General features: G+C 68.1%; 14 protein-coding genes and 1 pseudogene. 8 read left to right on the top strand and 7 right to left on the bottom strand.

Going from position 1 to position 13,421, the window contains the following annotated elements; genetic code table 11:
• Complete coding sequence (locus F1D05_RS22360; RefSeq protein WP_246485869.1) at positions 1 to 720, top strand: GNAT family N-acetyltransferase; 720 nt, start codon at positions 1 to 3, stop codon at positions 718 to 720.
• Between the two features lie 12 nt (positions 721 to 732).
• Here F1D05_RS22360 and F1D05_RS22365 read toward each other — a convergent pair whose 3' ends face one another.
• A complete protein-coding gene (locus tag F1D05_RS22365) occupies positions 733 to 1,986 on the bottom strand; it encodes a DUF1700 domain-containing protein (RefSeq protein ID WP_185442135.1) in 1,254 nt (417 codons plus the stop codon).
• Positions 1,983 to 2,309 carry a PadR family transcriptional regulator gene (locus F1D05_RS22370; RefSeq protein ID WP_185442137.1) on the bottom strand — a complete coding sequence of 109 codons (327 nt, stop codon included), beginning with the start codon at positions 2,307 to 2,309 and terminating at the stop codon, positions 1,983 to 1,985. Before F1D05_RS22370 ends, F1D05_RS22365 begins: the two co-directional genes overlap by 4 nt.
• A gap of 187 nt (positions 2,310 to 2,496) precedes the next feature.
• Here F1D05_RS22370 and F1D05_RS39010 point away from each other — a divergent pair, with 187 nt between their 5' ends.
• Positions 2,497 to 2,643 carry a hypothetical protein gene (locus F1D05_RS39010; protein ID WP_206685796.1) on the top strand — a complete coding sequence of 49 codons (147 nt, stop codon included), beginning with the start codon at positions 2,497 to 2,499 and terminating at the stop codon, positions 2,641 to 2,643.
• 25 nt (positions 2,644 to 2,668) lie between these two features.
• Positions 2,669 to 3,418, top strand: a complete 750-nt coding sequence (locus tag F1D05_RS22375; protein WP_206685797.1) for a helix-turn-helix domain-containing protein — start codon at positions 2,669 to 2,671, stop codon at positions 3,416 to 3,418.
• Between the two features lies 1 nt (position 3,419).
• Here the strand turns inward: F1D05_RS22375 and F1D05_RS43100 are convergent, their stop codons facing one another.
• The 4 genes and pseudogenes from F1D05_RS43100 to F1D05_RS22395 all read right to left on the bottom strand — a co-directional run bounded on the left by F1D05_RS43100 (position 3,420) and on the right by F1D05_RS22395 (position 6,764).
• Positions 3,420 to 3,737: a glycoside hydrolase family 95-like protein gene (locus F1D05_RS43100; RefSeq protein WP_428995036.1), complete on the bottom strand. Its 318-nt coding sequence runs from the start codon at positions 3,735 to 3,737 to the stop codon at positions 3,420 to 3,422.
• A pseudogene (locus tag F1D05_RS43105) lies at positions 3,682 to 4,722 on the bottom strand (glycosyl hydrolase family 95 catalytic domain-containing protein); the annotation flags it as partial. The gene F1D05_RS43100 and the pseudogene F1D05_RS43105, both read right to left, overlap by 56 nt.
• A gap of 5 nt (positions 4,723 to 4,727) precedes the next feature.
• The gene (locus F1D05_RS22390; RefSeq protein ID WP_185442143.1) at positions 4,728 to 5,714 is read right to left on the bottom strand and encodes a glycoside hydrolase family 95 protein; all 987 of its coding nucleotides are present in this window, start codon (positions 5,712 to 5,714) and stop codon (positions 4,728 to 4,730) included.
• A gap of 72 nt (positions 5,715 to 5,786) precedes the next feature.
• Complete coding sequence (locus F1D05_RS22395; RefSeq protein ID WP_185442145.1) at positions 5,787 to 6,764, bottom strand: ArsR/SmtB family transcription factor; 978 nt, start codon at positions 6,762 to 6,764, stop codon at positions 5,787 to 5,789.
• 73 nt (positions 6,765 to 6,837) lie between these two features.
• On the opposite strand from F1D05_RS22395, the gene F1D05_RS22400 reads away from it, so the two are divergent.
• Entirely contained in the window at positions 6,838 to 8,115 is a 1,278-nt protein-coding gene (locus F1D05_RS22400) for an MFS transporter (RefSeq protein ID WP_185442146.1), read from the top strand.
• Here the strand turns inward: F1D05_RS22400 and F1D05_RS22405 are convergent.
• The gene (locus F1D05_RS22405; RefSeq protein WP_185442148.1) at positions 8,069 to 10,015 is read right to left on the bottom strand and encodes a Xaa-Pro dipeptidyl-peptidase; all 1,947 of its coding nucleotides are present in this window, start codon (positions 10,013 to 10,015) and stop codon (positions 8,069 to 8,071) included. The two genes, F1D05_RS22400 and F1D05_RS22405, sit on opposite strands and share 47 nt — an antisense overlap.
• A 148-nt stretch (positions 10,016 to 10,163) precedes the next feature.
• Here F1D05_RS22405 and F1D05_RS22410 point away from each other — a divergent pair, with 148 nt between their 5' ends.
• The 4 genes from F1D05_RS22410 to F1D05_RS22425 all read left to right on the top strand — a co-directional run bounded on the left by F1D05_RS22410 (position 10,164) and on the right by F1D05_RS22425 (position 13,388).
• The gene (locus F1D05_RS22410) at positions 10,164 to 11,177 is read left to right on the top strand and encodes a LacI family DNA-binding transcriptional regulator (protein WP_185442150.1); all 1,014 of its coding nucleotides are present in this window, start codon (positions 10,164 to 10,166) and stop codon (positions 11,175 to 11,177) included.
• A 15-nt stretch (positions 11,178 to 11,192) separates the two neighbouring features.
• Entirely contained in the window at positions 11,193 to 12,107 is a 915-nt protein-coding gene (locus tag F1D05_RS22415; protein WP_185442151.1) for a 1,4-dihydroxy-2-naphthoyl-CoA synthase, read from the top strand.
• On the top strand, positions 12,001 to 12,348 hold the full coding sequence (locus F1D05_RS42090) for a hypothetical protein (protein ID WP_185442153.1): 348 nt from the start codon (positions 12,001 to 12,003) through the stop codon (positions 12,346 to 12,348). Before F1D05_RS22415 ends, F1D05_RS42090 begins: the two co-directional genes overlap by 107 nt.
• A gap of 62 nt (positions 12,349 to 12,410) precedes the next feature.
• Positions 12,411 to 13,388 (top strand): teichoic acid biosynthesis protein C, encoded by a 978-nt coding sequence (locus F1D05_RS22425; RefSeq protein ID WP_185442155.1) that lies wholly within the window; start codon positions 12,411 to 12,413, stop codon positions 13,386 to 13,388.
• Positions 13,389 to 13,421: the final 33 nt, after the last annotated feature.

Below are 13,421 nucleotides of genomic sequence, written 5' to 3' on the forward strand. Positions count from 1 at the left end.
GTGCGTGAGGTCTCAACAAAAGCAGAGCTGGCCCGGATCAGCGCCGGCGACCCGATGATTGTCTGGGCCGGGCAAGGTGAACTCGGTGGACGAGTCCGAGCCTGGTACTACGGGGATGCGGTCGCCGTCGCATCGCCGCAACTGTCCCAGCATGATCGGCTGGCCGTCTTCGGTCCGATCGACGAGCTGGCGGTTCTGGTCGAGTGGGTGTTGACCGAAGTAGATCCCAGCCTGCGGACGTTCGGTGACGAGGAACTGATCCGGCAGTTGGTCGGACGGGTTCCGGACCTGAACTTCGCGGCGGCCTTCGGGTGGATGCACACGGCAACGATGCCTGCCGACGTCACCACGGCTACGTGGTTGGCGACCGACGCCGGGGTCGAGGAGTTGCTGGCAGAGGCCTCGCCCGAGTCCTACGCGTGGCCCGGGCGATCCGGCGTACAGAGGTGGGCCGGGCTGACGTCCGAGAGCGGGGAGCTGCTGAGTATCGCGGCCGATGCCTGGAGCGCGCCGGAGATCGGCTTCCTGGCCGGGGTGGCGACCAGGTCGTCGGCGCGAGGTCAGGGGTTGTCGCGGCAGGTGTGTGCGTTCGCGACGGCCGAGCTGGTCAAGCGGCACGGGCAGGTCGGGCTGATGGTCCACAGCGACAACGCAGCGGCGATCGCCGTGTACCGGAAGCTGGGCTACACCTACCGCGGGGTCGCCGCGGCACATGTGTAGCCCAGTCGCGTCCTACCTGCTTGGCGAGACCGACAGTGTGGCGCCAGGCTTCGGTGTGACCGGAGTCGTCGGCGGCTTCGAAACGGAAGTCGGTGCGCTACCAGGCGTTGCCGAGTTGCCGGGCGTCACCGAACTGCCAGGGGTGGCTGTCGGTGTCGTCGGGGTGGTGGCCGGCGCCGGCGGTGGGACGAACGGGGCCTTGGTGGTGTCCTTGCAGGTCTCGGCATCGTAGGTACCGTTCGGGTCGTCCTGTATCGCTACCAGCGGGAAGAAGTTGCTCGACTCCGACACGGCGTTGCCGTACGTCGTCGCGCAGTCCTGCTTGTCCAGGTCGATCGGCCTGCCCTGCTGGTCGTACAGCCGGACCTGCACCTGCCTGCCCTGCTCGTCGAACGGGTAGATGTTGGTGATCCCGTTGCCGTTGAAGCTCAGACCCGGCGGTGTGTAGCTGGTGGGGCTGCCGCGGTAGTTGTTGTAGTTGTTGAAGATTCCGCTCGGTCCGCCGACGAAGCTCGAGGCCAGCCACGCGGGCACGATGATGGTGGCGACGATGTTCAGCGGTACGACGTACCAGAGCCAGCGGTGGTCCTGCTGGGTGCGGCGGCCGATCCAGATCGACACGGCGGCCCCGGCCAGTGCGCCGACGACGGTGACGGCGCTCGCTCCGAAGACGGCGAAGAACGCGCCGCCGCCGACCGCGCCGCGGGCGACCCACCACACCGGCTGACCGATGGTGACCAGCTCACGGCGGACGTTCGGCGGGATCTGGTCGATCGACTCGCGGATCCAGGCGGCCGTGCTGGCGCCGCGCGGAGTGTCCAGGACGATCCGCGGGTCCTGGACACGGAGTGCCCGGACGCCCAGGTAGGCGCTCCCGAACAAGGCGGCGAGACCGACGAACCCGAAGAACGCGCTGACGCTACGCGACGTGTTGAGGATCGCGATGACCAGGAAGAACGGGCCGACGGTGGCAGCGATGAATCCCCAGCGCAGCGCTGAATTGGCTGCCCTGCCGTCGGTGGCCTTGCGCGTCGGCGGCGGATAGCCGGCCGCCGTCCGCAGCTCGTCGGCGTACTGGCGCGGGGTGCCGAGGCGGTCCTGCAATGCCGTCGCGGTCGGCTCCTCGCCGAACTCCGCGGCGACCTCGCTGAGGTGGCCGGCGACATCGTCGAGGACGTCCTCGAGCTCGCCCGGCGGCAGGTCGCTCAACTCGGCCCGGACCTGGGCCAGGTAGGTCGCGACCGCTCCGGTCAGGGTGCTGTTCACGCCGCCTCCTCTTGGAGCAGCACCGACATGGTGTCGGCGAAGTGGTTCCAGGTCTTTGTCGACTGGGCGAGCAGGTCGAGGCCGGTCTTGTTCAGCCCGTAGTACTTGCGGTGCGGGCCTTCCTCGCTGGGTTGCACGTACGACGTCAGCGCGCCGGCCGCGAACAACCGGCGCAGCGTGCCGTAGACCGAGGCGTCGGCGACATCCTCGAGCCCGGCCGCGCGCAACCGGCGCAGTACGTCGTACCCATAGCCGTCGGTCTCCCGGAGCACGGCCAGTACGGCGAGGTCCAGGACGCCCTTGAGCAGCTGGCTGGTGTCCATCGCCATCACCCCTCGAAGTTCGATCGGTGCACCGCGAGGTCAGGACCCCTCAGACCGGACCTCGCGGTGCTCTGCCGAGCACACTACTACACATCACGGAGTACTCCGCAATCCTGTTTGACCCGACGCGGAGGGAGTCAGCGAAATCGATCAAGTCCGGGGGTGGATTCGCGGGCACAGTAGAGACATGAACTCAACGGATGTGTTCGCCGGCTTCGTCGCCGCGGTCGTCGACAGCCTCGACGAGCCGGAGACGACCGGCTGCGATCTGGCCCGGCAGGTGCACCTTTCGCGCTCGCAGTTCGATCGCGTGGTCGCGGGCCGTCGCCGGTGAGTCGCCGTCGGCGTTCCGGCGGCGGGTGCTGCTCGAGCGAGCGGCGTACCGGCTGCTCGCGGAGACCTCCGGCGTACTCCACCTCGCGATCGACGCGGGGTACGGGTCGCACGAGGCCTTCACGAGGGCGTTCGCCAGGGCGTACGGGATGCCGCCGCGGGAGTGGCGGCGGGAGCCGTCGCGGCGGTTCTTCCTGGCAGCACCGAGTGGGGTTCATTTTCAGCCACCGGCAGGCCTGCGCCTGCCCGCAACGAAAGAGGCGAGAGGGATGGATGTACTGGTCCGGATGGTCGAGCACCACGTGTGGCTCACCGGAGAAATGATCGAACGCGGTTCTCAGCTGCCCGCTGAAGAGCTGGACAAGCCGATCGAGTTGTCGGTGGAGGGCATCGACGACGACGTGTCGATCCGGTACCTGCTGGATCGCCTGGTCTGGCAGGAGGAGATGTGGCTGGCCTCGGTCGAGGACCGGCCGTTCCAGGTGCCGGAATGTGGCAAGCAGGTGATCACCCCGATCGCCGAGCTGCGGACCAGGCACGCCGAAGCCGGCTCGCGGTTCGTCGCCCTGGTCACCCGGCTGAACGAGGAGGGCCGCTTCGACGAGAGCTTCGTCGACACGACCTGCGAACCGCCGCGGGTCTTCACGTACGGCGGGATGGTCGCGCATGTGCTCACGTTCGCCGCGCACCGTCGTTCGCTGCTGGTCGGTGCGTTCCACACGGCGGGGATCACCGACCTCGGCTTCGGTGACCCCATGCACTTCGTTGCCGGCTAGCTCACTCGGTGCTGAGGTGGATGGTTGCTCCTGGCCCCAAATCCACCTTGATGCCCTCATCGCCCAGCCGGATCTGAAGGGCGTTTGAGGCGGCGCTCGAAGACGTGATGGTGGCGCTGCCGAGGCGGCCGGTCTGCCAGCTGACGTCGACGGTGTAGCCGCCGCGGGCTCGGAGACCCTGGACCGAGCCGTCGGCCCACGAGGTGGGGAGGGCCGGGAGAAGATTCGATCTCGGTGGTCGTGGATTGGACCAGGAGCTCGGCGAGGGCCGCAGTACCGGCGGAGTTACCGTCGAAGGAATAGATGTTGTGTTCGGCACCGGCGATGCCGCCGGCGGAGTACGACATCAGGTTGTGCTCACTGGCATCGCCGATCAGGCCGCGAAGGTGGTGCAGCGCGCGATCGCCTTGCGGCGGGCGGGCGTAGTACGCCATCAGGTTCGCCTCGACCCACTCGGTCTGCTCCCAGCCGTCGGCGCTCTGGCGGCGTTCGATGACGACCTCGGCGGCACGGGCGAGGTCCGGGGTGTCCCGCGGGGTGATCTGGCGTTCGGGGTAGACCGCGATCAGGTGGCTGGTGTGGCGGTGGCTTGGCGCGGCCTCGTCGAAGTCGGCGAGCCATTCCTGGAGTTGGCCGTGCTTGCCGATCATGAACGGCGGCAGCTTCGCCCGGGCTGCCGACAGTTCGTGGCGAAGGTCCTCGTCGATATCGAGCAGTTCGGAAGCCTCGACGCAGATGCGGAACAGGGCTTCGACCAGTACCCGGTCGGTGGTGTTGCCCATCGAGATGGAGCATTCATCACCGGCCGGGGACAGGTACCAGTTCTCCGGTGAGTCCGACTCGGTCAGGTACGAAAGGAAGAACTGCGCAGCCTCTTTCAGGATCGGGTAGGCCTGGTCGGCGAGGAAACCGAGGTCCCGGTTGTACTCGAAGTGCTCCCACAGTTGCAGGGAGATCCAGATCCCGCTCGTCACATGAAGTCCCCAGCCGAGTCCCCAGCCAGGAGCCGACTAGCCCCACGCGTTGGTGACAGTGTGCGAGACCCAACCCGGCGCGCCGTACAGCTCGGCAGCGGTTCTCCTGCCGCTCTCGCGCAGGCCCTCGATCAGGCGGAACAAGGGCTGCTGGCATTCGCCGCGGCCGGTGATCTCGGCGGCCCAGTAGTTCTGCTGGGTGTTGATGTCCAGGTGGAAGTCGTTCGTCCAGGGTCCGCCGGACGCACGCCCGTCGTTCCAAAGTCCCTGCAGGGCAAGGGGAAGCGGCGATTCTCGCGTGATCCGGCGATCGTCAGATACCGGCCGCACTGGAACTACAGCGCGACCAACTCGGGATCCTCGCTACCCTTGGCGAAGAGTGCCCGCCGGTCCGCAGTGGGCAACGCCCGTACTGCGTCGTCGCTGCGACCCAGGTCGAGCGGGACCCGCCGTACGAGCGGGGTGTAGTCGGCAAGATGGGCCTGCCTGAGCTGGTCGAATCCCGCCTCGGTGGCGTGGTCCAGCACTCGGCTGGAGTAGGCGGCGGCGTCGTCACCGAGCCAGTCAGTGCCTACGGCAACGATTACGGTGGCGGTGATCGCGCCCTTCACCAGCAGGTGATCGGCTGCCTTCGAGACGGTGCCGTCGGTGATCACCCACGCGCAGATCTCGTACGCCGAACCGGCCTCGCCGTTGGAATGCAGCTCCTCGTAGGCGTGGCCGCGGAGTACGACTGTGTCGTCCACGGTGGAGATCTCGGCCGTGATCGCGCCGTCGGCGAAGGAGACCTTGAAGTCGCTCGGCGAACTGGTGGTCGACCGAACGACGATCACCTGGTCCGCGTGCGACGCGAAAACCTCACGATCAAAGGCGATCCCGCCTCGCACGAAGCTTGTCCGCACGATCACGTCGGCAAGGTCCAGCGACCGCTCGTACCCGGTCGTCTCGCCATCGCCTGCGAAGGAGAGGAGCAACTCCGGCAGTGAGACGTTGGTGCCGAACGACGATGGTCGGCCGAGGAGGTGTTCACCGGCGAGGGCCTGCGCTTCGGCGTACCGGGCTCTCGAGAGGAGTTCGCGGATCCGGGGCAGATTCTGCAATCCGGTCGGGCTGACGTCGGTGGTCGCCGCGGCGCCGGACCAGGCGGTCGACTCGGAGAGCCGGATGCGCTCGACGGAGTCCCCGGAGTGCACCATCCCGCCGAGCCGCCCGGTGCCGATCGGCAGGGCCTCGAACCATCGAGTCGCCGGTTCGGAGTACCACAACCGCCCGCGCTCGCCGGTGCTCTCCGGCGCAACTCCAACAACCTCGTGCCTCAACATCCGTGCGCACTCCTCCGCAGGGGAATTACTTAACAGCAGCAATTATGCTGCGAAAGCTGCCGGAGCGGCAGGTCAGAGGCCGGCCAGGCTGTGGCCGAGGTCGGTGCGCAGGTAGAGCACCTGCTTGCCCTGGCGGTTCCTGGTCAGCAGCCCGGCCTCGTGCAGCACCTTCAGATGGGCTGAGATCCCACCCGGCGCCAGGTCCAGCCGGGCGGCGAGCTGGCTGGTCGTCTGCGGGGCGTCGAGGAGCATCAGCATCCGGGCCCGGGTTTCGCCGAGCAGCCGGACCAGCGGTTCCGCGGTCGGGGCGACGGATCGTTCCCAGAGCGTGCCGATCGCGCGGGCCGGGTAGTACATCGAGACCGGCGACTCGGGCCGGACGGTGAACGCGGGCAGCCTGTCCAGGAAGATGCTCGGCGCGATCGGCATCCCGTCGCCGCGCAGATCGAGCTCGAGCTCGCGGCCCCATTCCATCTCCAGCCGTCCCTGCTGCCAGCGCAGACTCGGGTGCAGCTCCGCGAACATCCGCCCCGGCCCGTAGTCGGCGAGGGTCCGGGTGCGGTAGGCGATATCGGCCTCGAGCAGCGTCCGCATCTTCGGCCAGACGGCCGCGATCGTCAGCTGCCACCAGGCCTCCAGCGCTTCGACGATGCCTGGGAGAAACCGCTCGGGGTCCGCGTGGATCTGCCGGCCCAGGTCTGTCAGCGGGCTCTGCTGATGAGTCACTTCCAGATCGGCCCGCACGGTGTCGGCAGGCGTCGCGGCCAGCACCGACAGCTCGGCTCGCAGGGTGGTCAACGGGGTTTGCGGAGGCGGGGTCAGGAAGTCCGGGAGCCAGGCGCCGGGCCGGATCAGAGCGGCGAGCAACGTCCGGTGCGACCGGAACTCCGCGGACTTGTCGGCTCGGGTCGCGGTCTTGATCCAGGGCAGGTGGATGGCGTGCCGGGCCGGGTCGTGCACGGCCCAGCGGCTCGTCACCGTCTCCCAGACAGGCGAGATGGCGAACCTGGTGGCCGCCAGGTCGTCCGGGCCGAACCGCGTGATCAGCACGGTCCAACTCTAGAACGATTCACCCCAGCCTAAATCGTTCGCGCCGGGTTCACCGCCCGGCTTTCATCGATCCATGACCGCCGACAGTCCACCAGGACGCTTCAGCCGCCTGTTGCCACCGCCCGGCCTGGCCCGCCGGCTCTGCCTGCAATCGGCCTTGTACGCCGTCGGATCAGGCGTCTTCCTCTCCGGCAATGCCGTCTTCTTCACCCAGATCGTCGGCCTGTCCGCGGCGCAGGTGGGAGTCGGGATCTCGATCGCCGGCGTCGTGGCGTTCATCGCCTCGGTCCCGGTCGGCTCGCTGGCCGACCGCCTCGGACCGTTGCGGACCTGGCTATTGGCCGCGCTGGCCGAAGGCTGCGTCTACCTGGCGTACCCGTGGGCTCGCGGTCTGGCGGCCTTCCTCGCGATCGTGGTCGTGCTGGCCCTGGTGGAATCCGCCGGCAATTCAGGCCGCGGCGCCTACACGCTGGACGTGCTCGAACGCGGTACGAGGGTCAAGGTGCTCGCCTACGTCCGGTCCGCGCTCAACATCGGATTCACCGTCGGCGCCTTGCTGGGTGGACTCGCACTCGCGACAGGCAGCCGACGGGCGATCATGGCCGTTCCGCTGGCCGCCGGAGTGATGATGCTGGTCAACGGCCTCCTGATCTCCCGGCTGCCCGAACCGGAACAGCACGAGCAGACCGGCCCACGTCCTTCCAGGCTCGCAGCTCTGCGGGACCGTCCCTTCCTGGCGATGTCCGTCTTCAACGGTCTGGTCGGCTCGCACGGTGTCCTGTTGACGGTCGTGTTCCCGCTCTGGCTGGTCGAACGCACCAATGCTCCACATGTCTTGCTGGCTTGGCTTTTCGCCCTCAACACGGTGCTGGCCGTGGCTCTGCAGGTGTGGGCTGCCCGCGGCGCCGAAACGGTGGCGGGTGCCGTTCGCGCTTGCCGAATCGCTGCCGTCTTTATGGCGGTCGGCTGTGTGGCGGTCATGTTCACGGCCGGTACCACGCGGTTGGTGACGATCCTGCTTCTCGTCGTCGCCTATTCGGGCATCACCTTCGGCGAGCTCTTCCAGTCGGGCGGCAGTTGGGGCTTGGTCAGCGAGCTCTCGCCCGCCGGACAGCGCGCGCAGTACCAGGGGGCGTTCCGGCTCGGCAATCAGCTCCAGTCGATGCTCGGGCCTGCGGCCTTCACCGCGCTCGCCGTCGCCTGGAACCCGATCGGCTGGCTGCTGATCGCCGTACTGATCGTCCTGGCAGCGCTCGCACTAGGGCCGGCCGCGATGGCCACGGCCCGCGTACGGAGTACCGAGCTCAGCGCAGCGGGTCGTGCAGATCGGGGCGCTCGGTCGGGGTCGTGATCTTGACCTCGATCGGCTCGACCTTGGTCGGCGCGGCTACCCGGCCGGCGGTGACCGGGAGGTTGAGCTTGCTGCTGGCCAGGTCGATGTCGATGCTGGCGCCGGTGTCGTTCGGGGTGGTCCACTCGGTGTCGCTCAAGGTCACCGCGAGGCCGAGGACGCGGCCCTTCGGGATCACCTCGTCCTGCGCCCGCAGCGGCACCGTGATGGTGGTCCAGCGGCCCGGGGTGAGCGGCTTGGGGTGGCTCAGCGAACTGCTGTGCGCGGCGTCGATCCAGCCCCGGCTGACGATGCCGAAGTCGCTCGCCTCGGTCTCCTTCTCGACCGTCTTGTAGCAGGCGTCGTCGAACTCGGAGTCCTCACCGGCACAGGTCTCGTCGTCGGTCGTCCGGATGCCCGCGTACCGCTCGGCCTCGCCGTACTCGATCAACCGGGCGGTCACCGGGGTGGTCTCGGAGTCCGACCGGATCCGCAGCGTCACCGTCGGCGTACCGCTGACCCGGATCGAGGCCGGCAGCGGCGCGGACAGGAACATCTGCCGTCCGGCGATCACATCCGTGGGCATTGCCACGATGGTGTCCTCGGTCAGCGCCGGGTCGTCGGTCACCGTGACAGTTCCCTTGCCTGCGGCCCCTAGTTTGCCGTCGGCCAGCGGCACCGGGACGGTCTTGGTGACGGCCGGCCAGGTCGGGTACTGACGCCAGACGTCCGGGGCGGCCTCGACGGTCGCCATCGGCTCGCGCATCACGTTGTTCTGCAGGCCTTGCAGCCAGTAGTCGAACCACTTGTGCAGCTCGTCCACCCACTCGGTCCGGCGGAAGTCGAACGGGTCGACGTGGGCCTCCAGGCCGAGCCAGATCTTCCGCGGCACCTTGTTCTGGGCCAGCGCCGCCCACCACTGCGCGAAGTGGTTGGTCTGCACGTTGTAGTCGCTCAGGCCGTGCGTCATGAACACGGACGCCTTCACCTTGCGGGCGTCCTTGACGTAATCACGGTCGGCCCAGAAGGCGGTGTAGTTGCCGGTCTCGTCGTCGTCCTGCTCGCCGAGATCCGCACGGACCGCGTCACAGGCCGGGGTGTCGTGACCGACGTAGCCGCCGAGCCAGGGCATGTAGTCGACCGAGTACGGCACGCCGCCGGAGCGGGAGTAGTCGTACCACGACGAGATCGCCGAGATCGGCACGATCGTCTTCAGACCCCGTACGCCGGTCGCCGCGACGCCGTTCGCGAGCGTGCCGTCGTACGACTTGCCGATCATCCCCACGGCGCCGGTGGTCCAGTCGGCCGTGACGGGAGCGCCGTCGAGCGTCTCCGCGGTGTTTCGCCCGTTCAGCCAGTCGATCACCGCGACCACGGAAGCGATCTCGTCCTTGCCGCCGACATCACCGCAGCCGTCGGAACGGCTCGTACCGACAATGTCCACGCCGACCACCGCATAGCCGCGCGGGACGAAGTAGTTGTCGTAGTACAGCGGCATCTTCTGGATGACGCCGTTCTCGTCGTAGGTCTTCTTCTCGCCCTCGTTCCCGCGTCCACAGCAGGAGTAGTACGGCGAGGCGTCCATGATGACCGGGATCTTCACGCCGGCGGCCTGGGTCTCGCGCGGCCGGACGATGTCGACGGCGATCTTGTCGGTCTGCCCGTCGGAGTCGGTGTCCAGGTGGGTGTCCACGTCGACGGACTCGCGGATCGCGTTCTCGTAGTCGTAGACCGGCTGGGTGCTGTGCGTCCGCGCGTCGACGTGCGCCGGCAGCCCGGTGACGCTCGGCGCGGCGACCTGCGGAGTCGGGGCGCCCGGTCCGTCGGGCATCCTGGCTGCCGACGCGGTACCGGCAAAAGCCCCCAGGCAGAGCACAGTGGACGAGACCAGGATCGTGACCCTGGCGTGGACGGTCGTCATGGCTCGGAAGGCTAGTCATTCCAGGCTCGCAAAGCCAGGTCCTGGCGACTTTGGCAGACACTTCTCAGCTACGAAGGGTGATGATGGCCTCGTGTCCGATAGTGTGACCGCCACCCAGGGGGAGAGCGGTACGGAAGGTGGGTAACCAGTGAATCTGCGAGCACCGGTGACATTGCTGGATGTGGCACAGCGTGCGGGAGTGTCGGTGGCGACAGCTTCCCGCGTGCTGAACGGCGGGGACCGTGTACCGCGCCCGGAGCTGCAGGAACGCGTCCGGGACGCCGCTACCGCGCTCGGCTACACGCCGAACGCGCAGGCCCAGGCGCTGGCGAAGTCGTCCACCAACGTGGTCGGCATCCTCGTCCACGACATCGAGGACCCTTACTTCGCGGCCATCGCGAACGGCGTGATGCGAGCGGCGGACGAACGCGGCCTGCTGGTGATGATGGCCAGCACGTTCCGTGACGCCGACCGTGAGATTGCTTACCTGTCTTCGCTGCGAGCGCAACGGGCCAGGGCCGCGGTGATGATCGGCAGCCGCCGGACCGACGCCGAAGGACTGGCCCGGACAGCGACCGAGATCGAGAATTTCCTCGGCTCCGGCGCCGGGCTGGCGCTGGTCAGCCAGGCCGGGATGCCCGCGCACACGATCGAGCCGGACAACCGGGCCGGAGCGGCCGAACTGGCCTGCTCGCTGGTCGGGCTCGGGCTGCGGAAGTTCGCCGTACTGGCCGGGCCGGAGGCCCTGGCGACGGCGGTCGACCGGCGGGACGGGTTCATCGCCGGCCTCGCCGAGTCCGGGATCGAGCCGGTCGCAGTACAGGCCGGGGAGTTCACCCGGGACGGTGGACATGCGGCTGCCGGTGAGTTGCTCGACCAGAAGGCCGAGCTCGACTGCCTGTTCGCGGTCAACGACGTGATGGCGGTCGGTGCGATGTCTGCGCTGCGGGCCCGTGGCGTCGACGTACCGGGGGAGCTGGCGGTCGCCGGTTTCGACGACATCGCCACGCTGCGGGATGTCTGGCCGGGGCTGACGACGGTGCGGTTGCCGCTGGAGCAGATGGGGCGCCGGGCCCTGGAGCTGGCCGTCGAAGGTGGCGACCCGGCCACGGAGACGTTCCGGGCCGAAGTCGTCCTGCGGGAGAGCACCGCGCGGCACTGAAATAGGCTCGCACCTGTGACCGAGCCCGAGCAGATCTCCGAGTTGTTCGATCCGTCGGCCTGGAAGCAGGTGGACGGCTTCGAGCTGACCGACATCACCTACCACCGGGCGGTGGACGCCGGAGTGGTGCGGATCGCCTTCAACCGGCCCGAGGTACGCAACGCCTTCCGGCCGCGGACTGTCGATGAGCTGTACCGGGTGCTCGACCACGCGCGGATGTCCAGCGACGTCGGCTGCGTGCTGCTCACCGGCAACGGGCCGTCGCCGCGTGATGGCGGCTGGGCGTTCTGCTCCGGTGGCGATCAGCGGATCCGTGGCAAGGACGGGTACAAGTACGCCGAGGGGACCACGGCCGACACGATCGATCCGGCGAAGGCCGGCCGGTTGCACATCCTCGAGGTGCAGCGGCTGATCCGCTTCATGTCGAAGGTCGTCATCTGTGTCGTCCCGGGATGGGCCGCGGGTGGCGGGCACAGCCTGCACGTGGTGGCCGACCTGACCTTGGCCTCGGCCGAGCACGCGCGGTTCAAGCAGACCGACGCTGACGTGGCCTCGTTCGACGGCGGCTTCGGATCGGCGTACCTGGCGCGGCAGGTCGGGCAGAAGTTCGCCCGCGAGATCTTCTTCCTGGGCGAGGAGTACTCCGCCGAGGACGCCTACCGGATGGGCATGGTGAACCGGGTCGTGCCGCACGCCGAGTTGGAGGCGGTCGCGCTCGACTGGGGCAAGAAGATCTGCGCGAAGTCGCCGACGGCCCAGCGGATGCTCAAGTACGCCTTCAACCTGATCGACGACGGGCTGGTCGGCCAGCAGATCTTCGCCGGTGAGGCGACGAGGCTCGCCTACGCGACCGACGAGGCCGCCGAAGGACGCGACTCGTTCCTGGAGAAGCGGCCCGCCGACTGGTCGCCGTACCCGTACGCGTTCTAGGCAGGCCTTTAGGGCTTGTGCCAGACCTGGTTGGCAGCGCCGAGCTGGTCGAGATCTTCGAGTACCACGCCCGCGAGCAGGCGAGGGCTTCGGCAACGGCCGGTCCGCGCGGCAGATCTTCCAGCAGATGACCGAACGGCAGGCCCATCGCCTGGCCGGGATCACCGCCCCCACGCCGGACCAGCTGGTCAGCCTGGAGGCGGCTGATATCCCGATGGATTTAACAGCTGTTCGTGAGTAGTTCTCGGAAATAAGTCTTCGAACTACTGACAGTTCACGGTTAATCTCTTACGGTCACTGGTCATGGACAACATTTCCCGCCGTGGGCTGCTCACCGGAGCCGGCGCGATCCTCGCCGCCGGCTCGCTCGGAGCCCCCACTGCCGTCGCCCGCCCTGTCCGTACCGATGCGCTCACTCCGACCAAGCGGTTCAAGATGAGCGCGACCACCAACGAGTTCTTCCGCTCCAAGCCGTTGTGGGGCCCGACCGTGATGCAGTCGTTCGCGTTCGACACCCCGAACAACCGGCTGTTCACCGGGCAACTGCGGTCCGGCACCGTCGAGAACAGCGGTGACCTGACCCTGAGCCAGCTCAGCTTCTCCGGCACCGTGCTCGGGCACATGTACCTGACCGGCTTCGGGCACGCCGTCTCGATCGGCGCCGAGGCGGTCGGCGGTACGACGTACATCTGGACCGAGACCGACGCCGACACCACGAACGGGCGGGGCCGGCAGATCGCCCGCTTCCCGTGGCAGAACGGCGCCACCCTGACGAAGGATTCGGCCTCGCTGAAGAAGTGGAAGCCGGTGTCGAACGGCAGCGTCTTCACGCCCGCCGTCGACCAGCGCTACGGCCGGCTCGGCGTGCGCTACTCGTTGTCGGACGGCATGCACATCAACGTCTACTCGCTGGCAGCCGCGCGGGCGGGTGACTTCTCGACCGTGCTCGAGTCCTTCAAGCAGCCCGCGCTGACCGCCGGGGTCGACTTCCAGGGCTGGACTCTCTACGGCTCGTACGCCTATTTCTGGGAAGGCGAGGCCTACCCCGGTGCACCGGACGAGACCAAGGCGAACTCGAAGCTGTGGTGCTACGACATCAACGCCGGAAAGATCGTCGACTCGTTCCTCACCCTGGCCGGCAAGAGCCTGACCTATCGCGAGGCCGAGGGAATGGCGGTCTACGGCTCCACCGACGCGACCGCCCGCCTGTACTTCGGCTTCGCCTCCGGCGTCACCGGCGACCGCCGCGCCAACCTCTTCTACCGCAACGACCTCGTCTGATCCCTTACGTCCGAAGAAGTGGAGCAGACGTCC

Source organism: Kribbella qitaiheensis, from assembly GCF_014217565.1.
In the GTDB taxonomy this organism is placed as follows: domain Bacteria; phylum Actinomycetota; class Actinomycetes; order Propionibacteriales; family Kribbellaceae; genus Kribbella; species Kribbella qitaiheensis_A.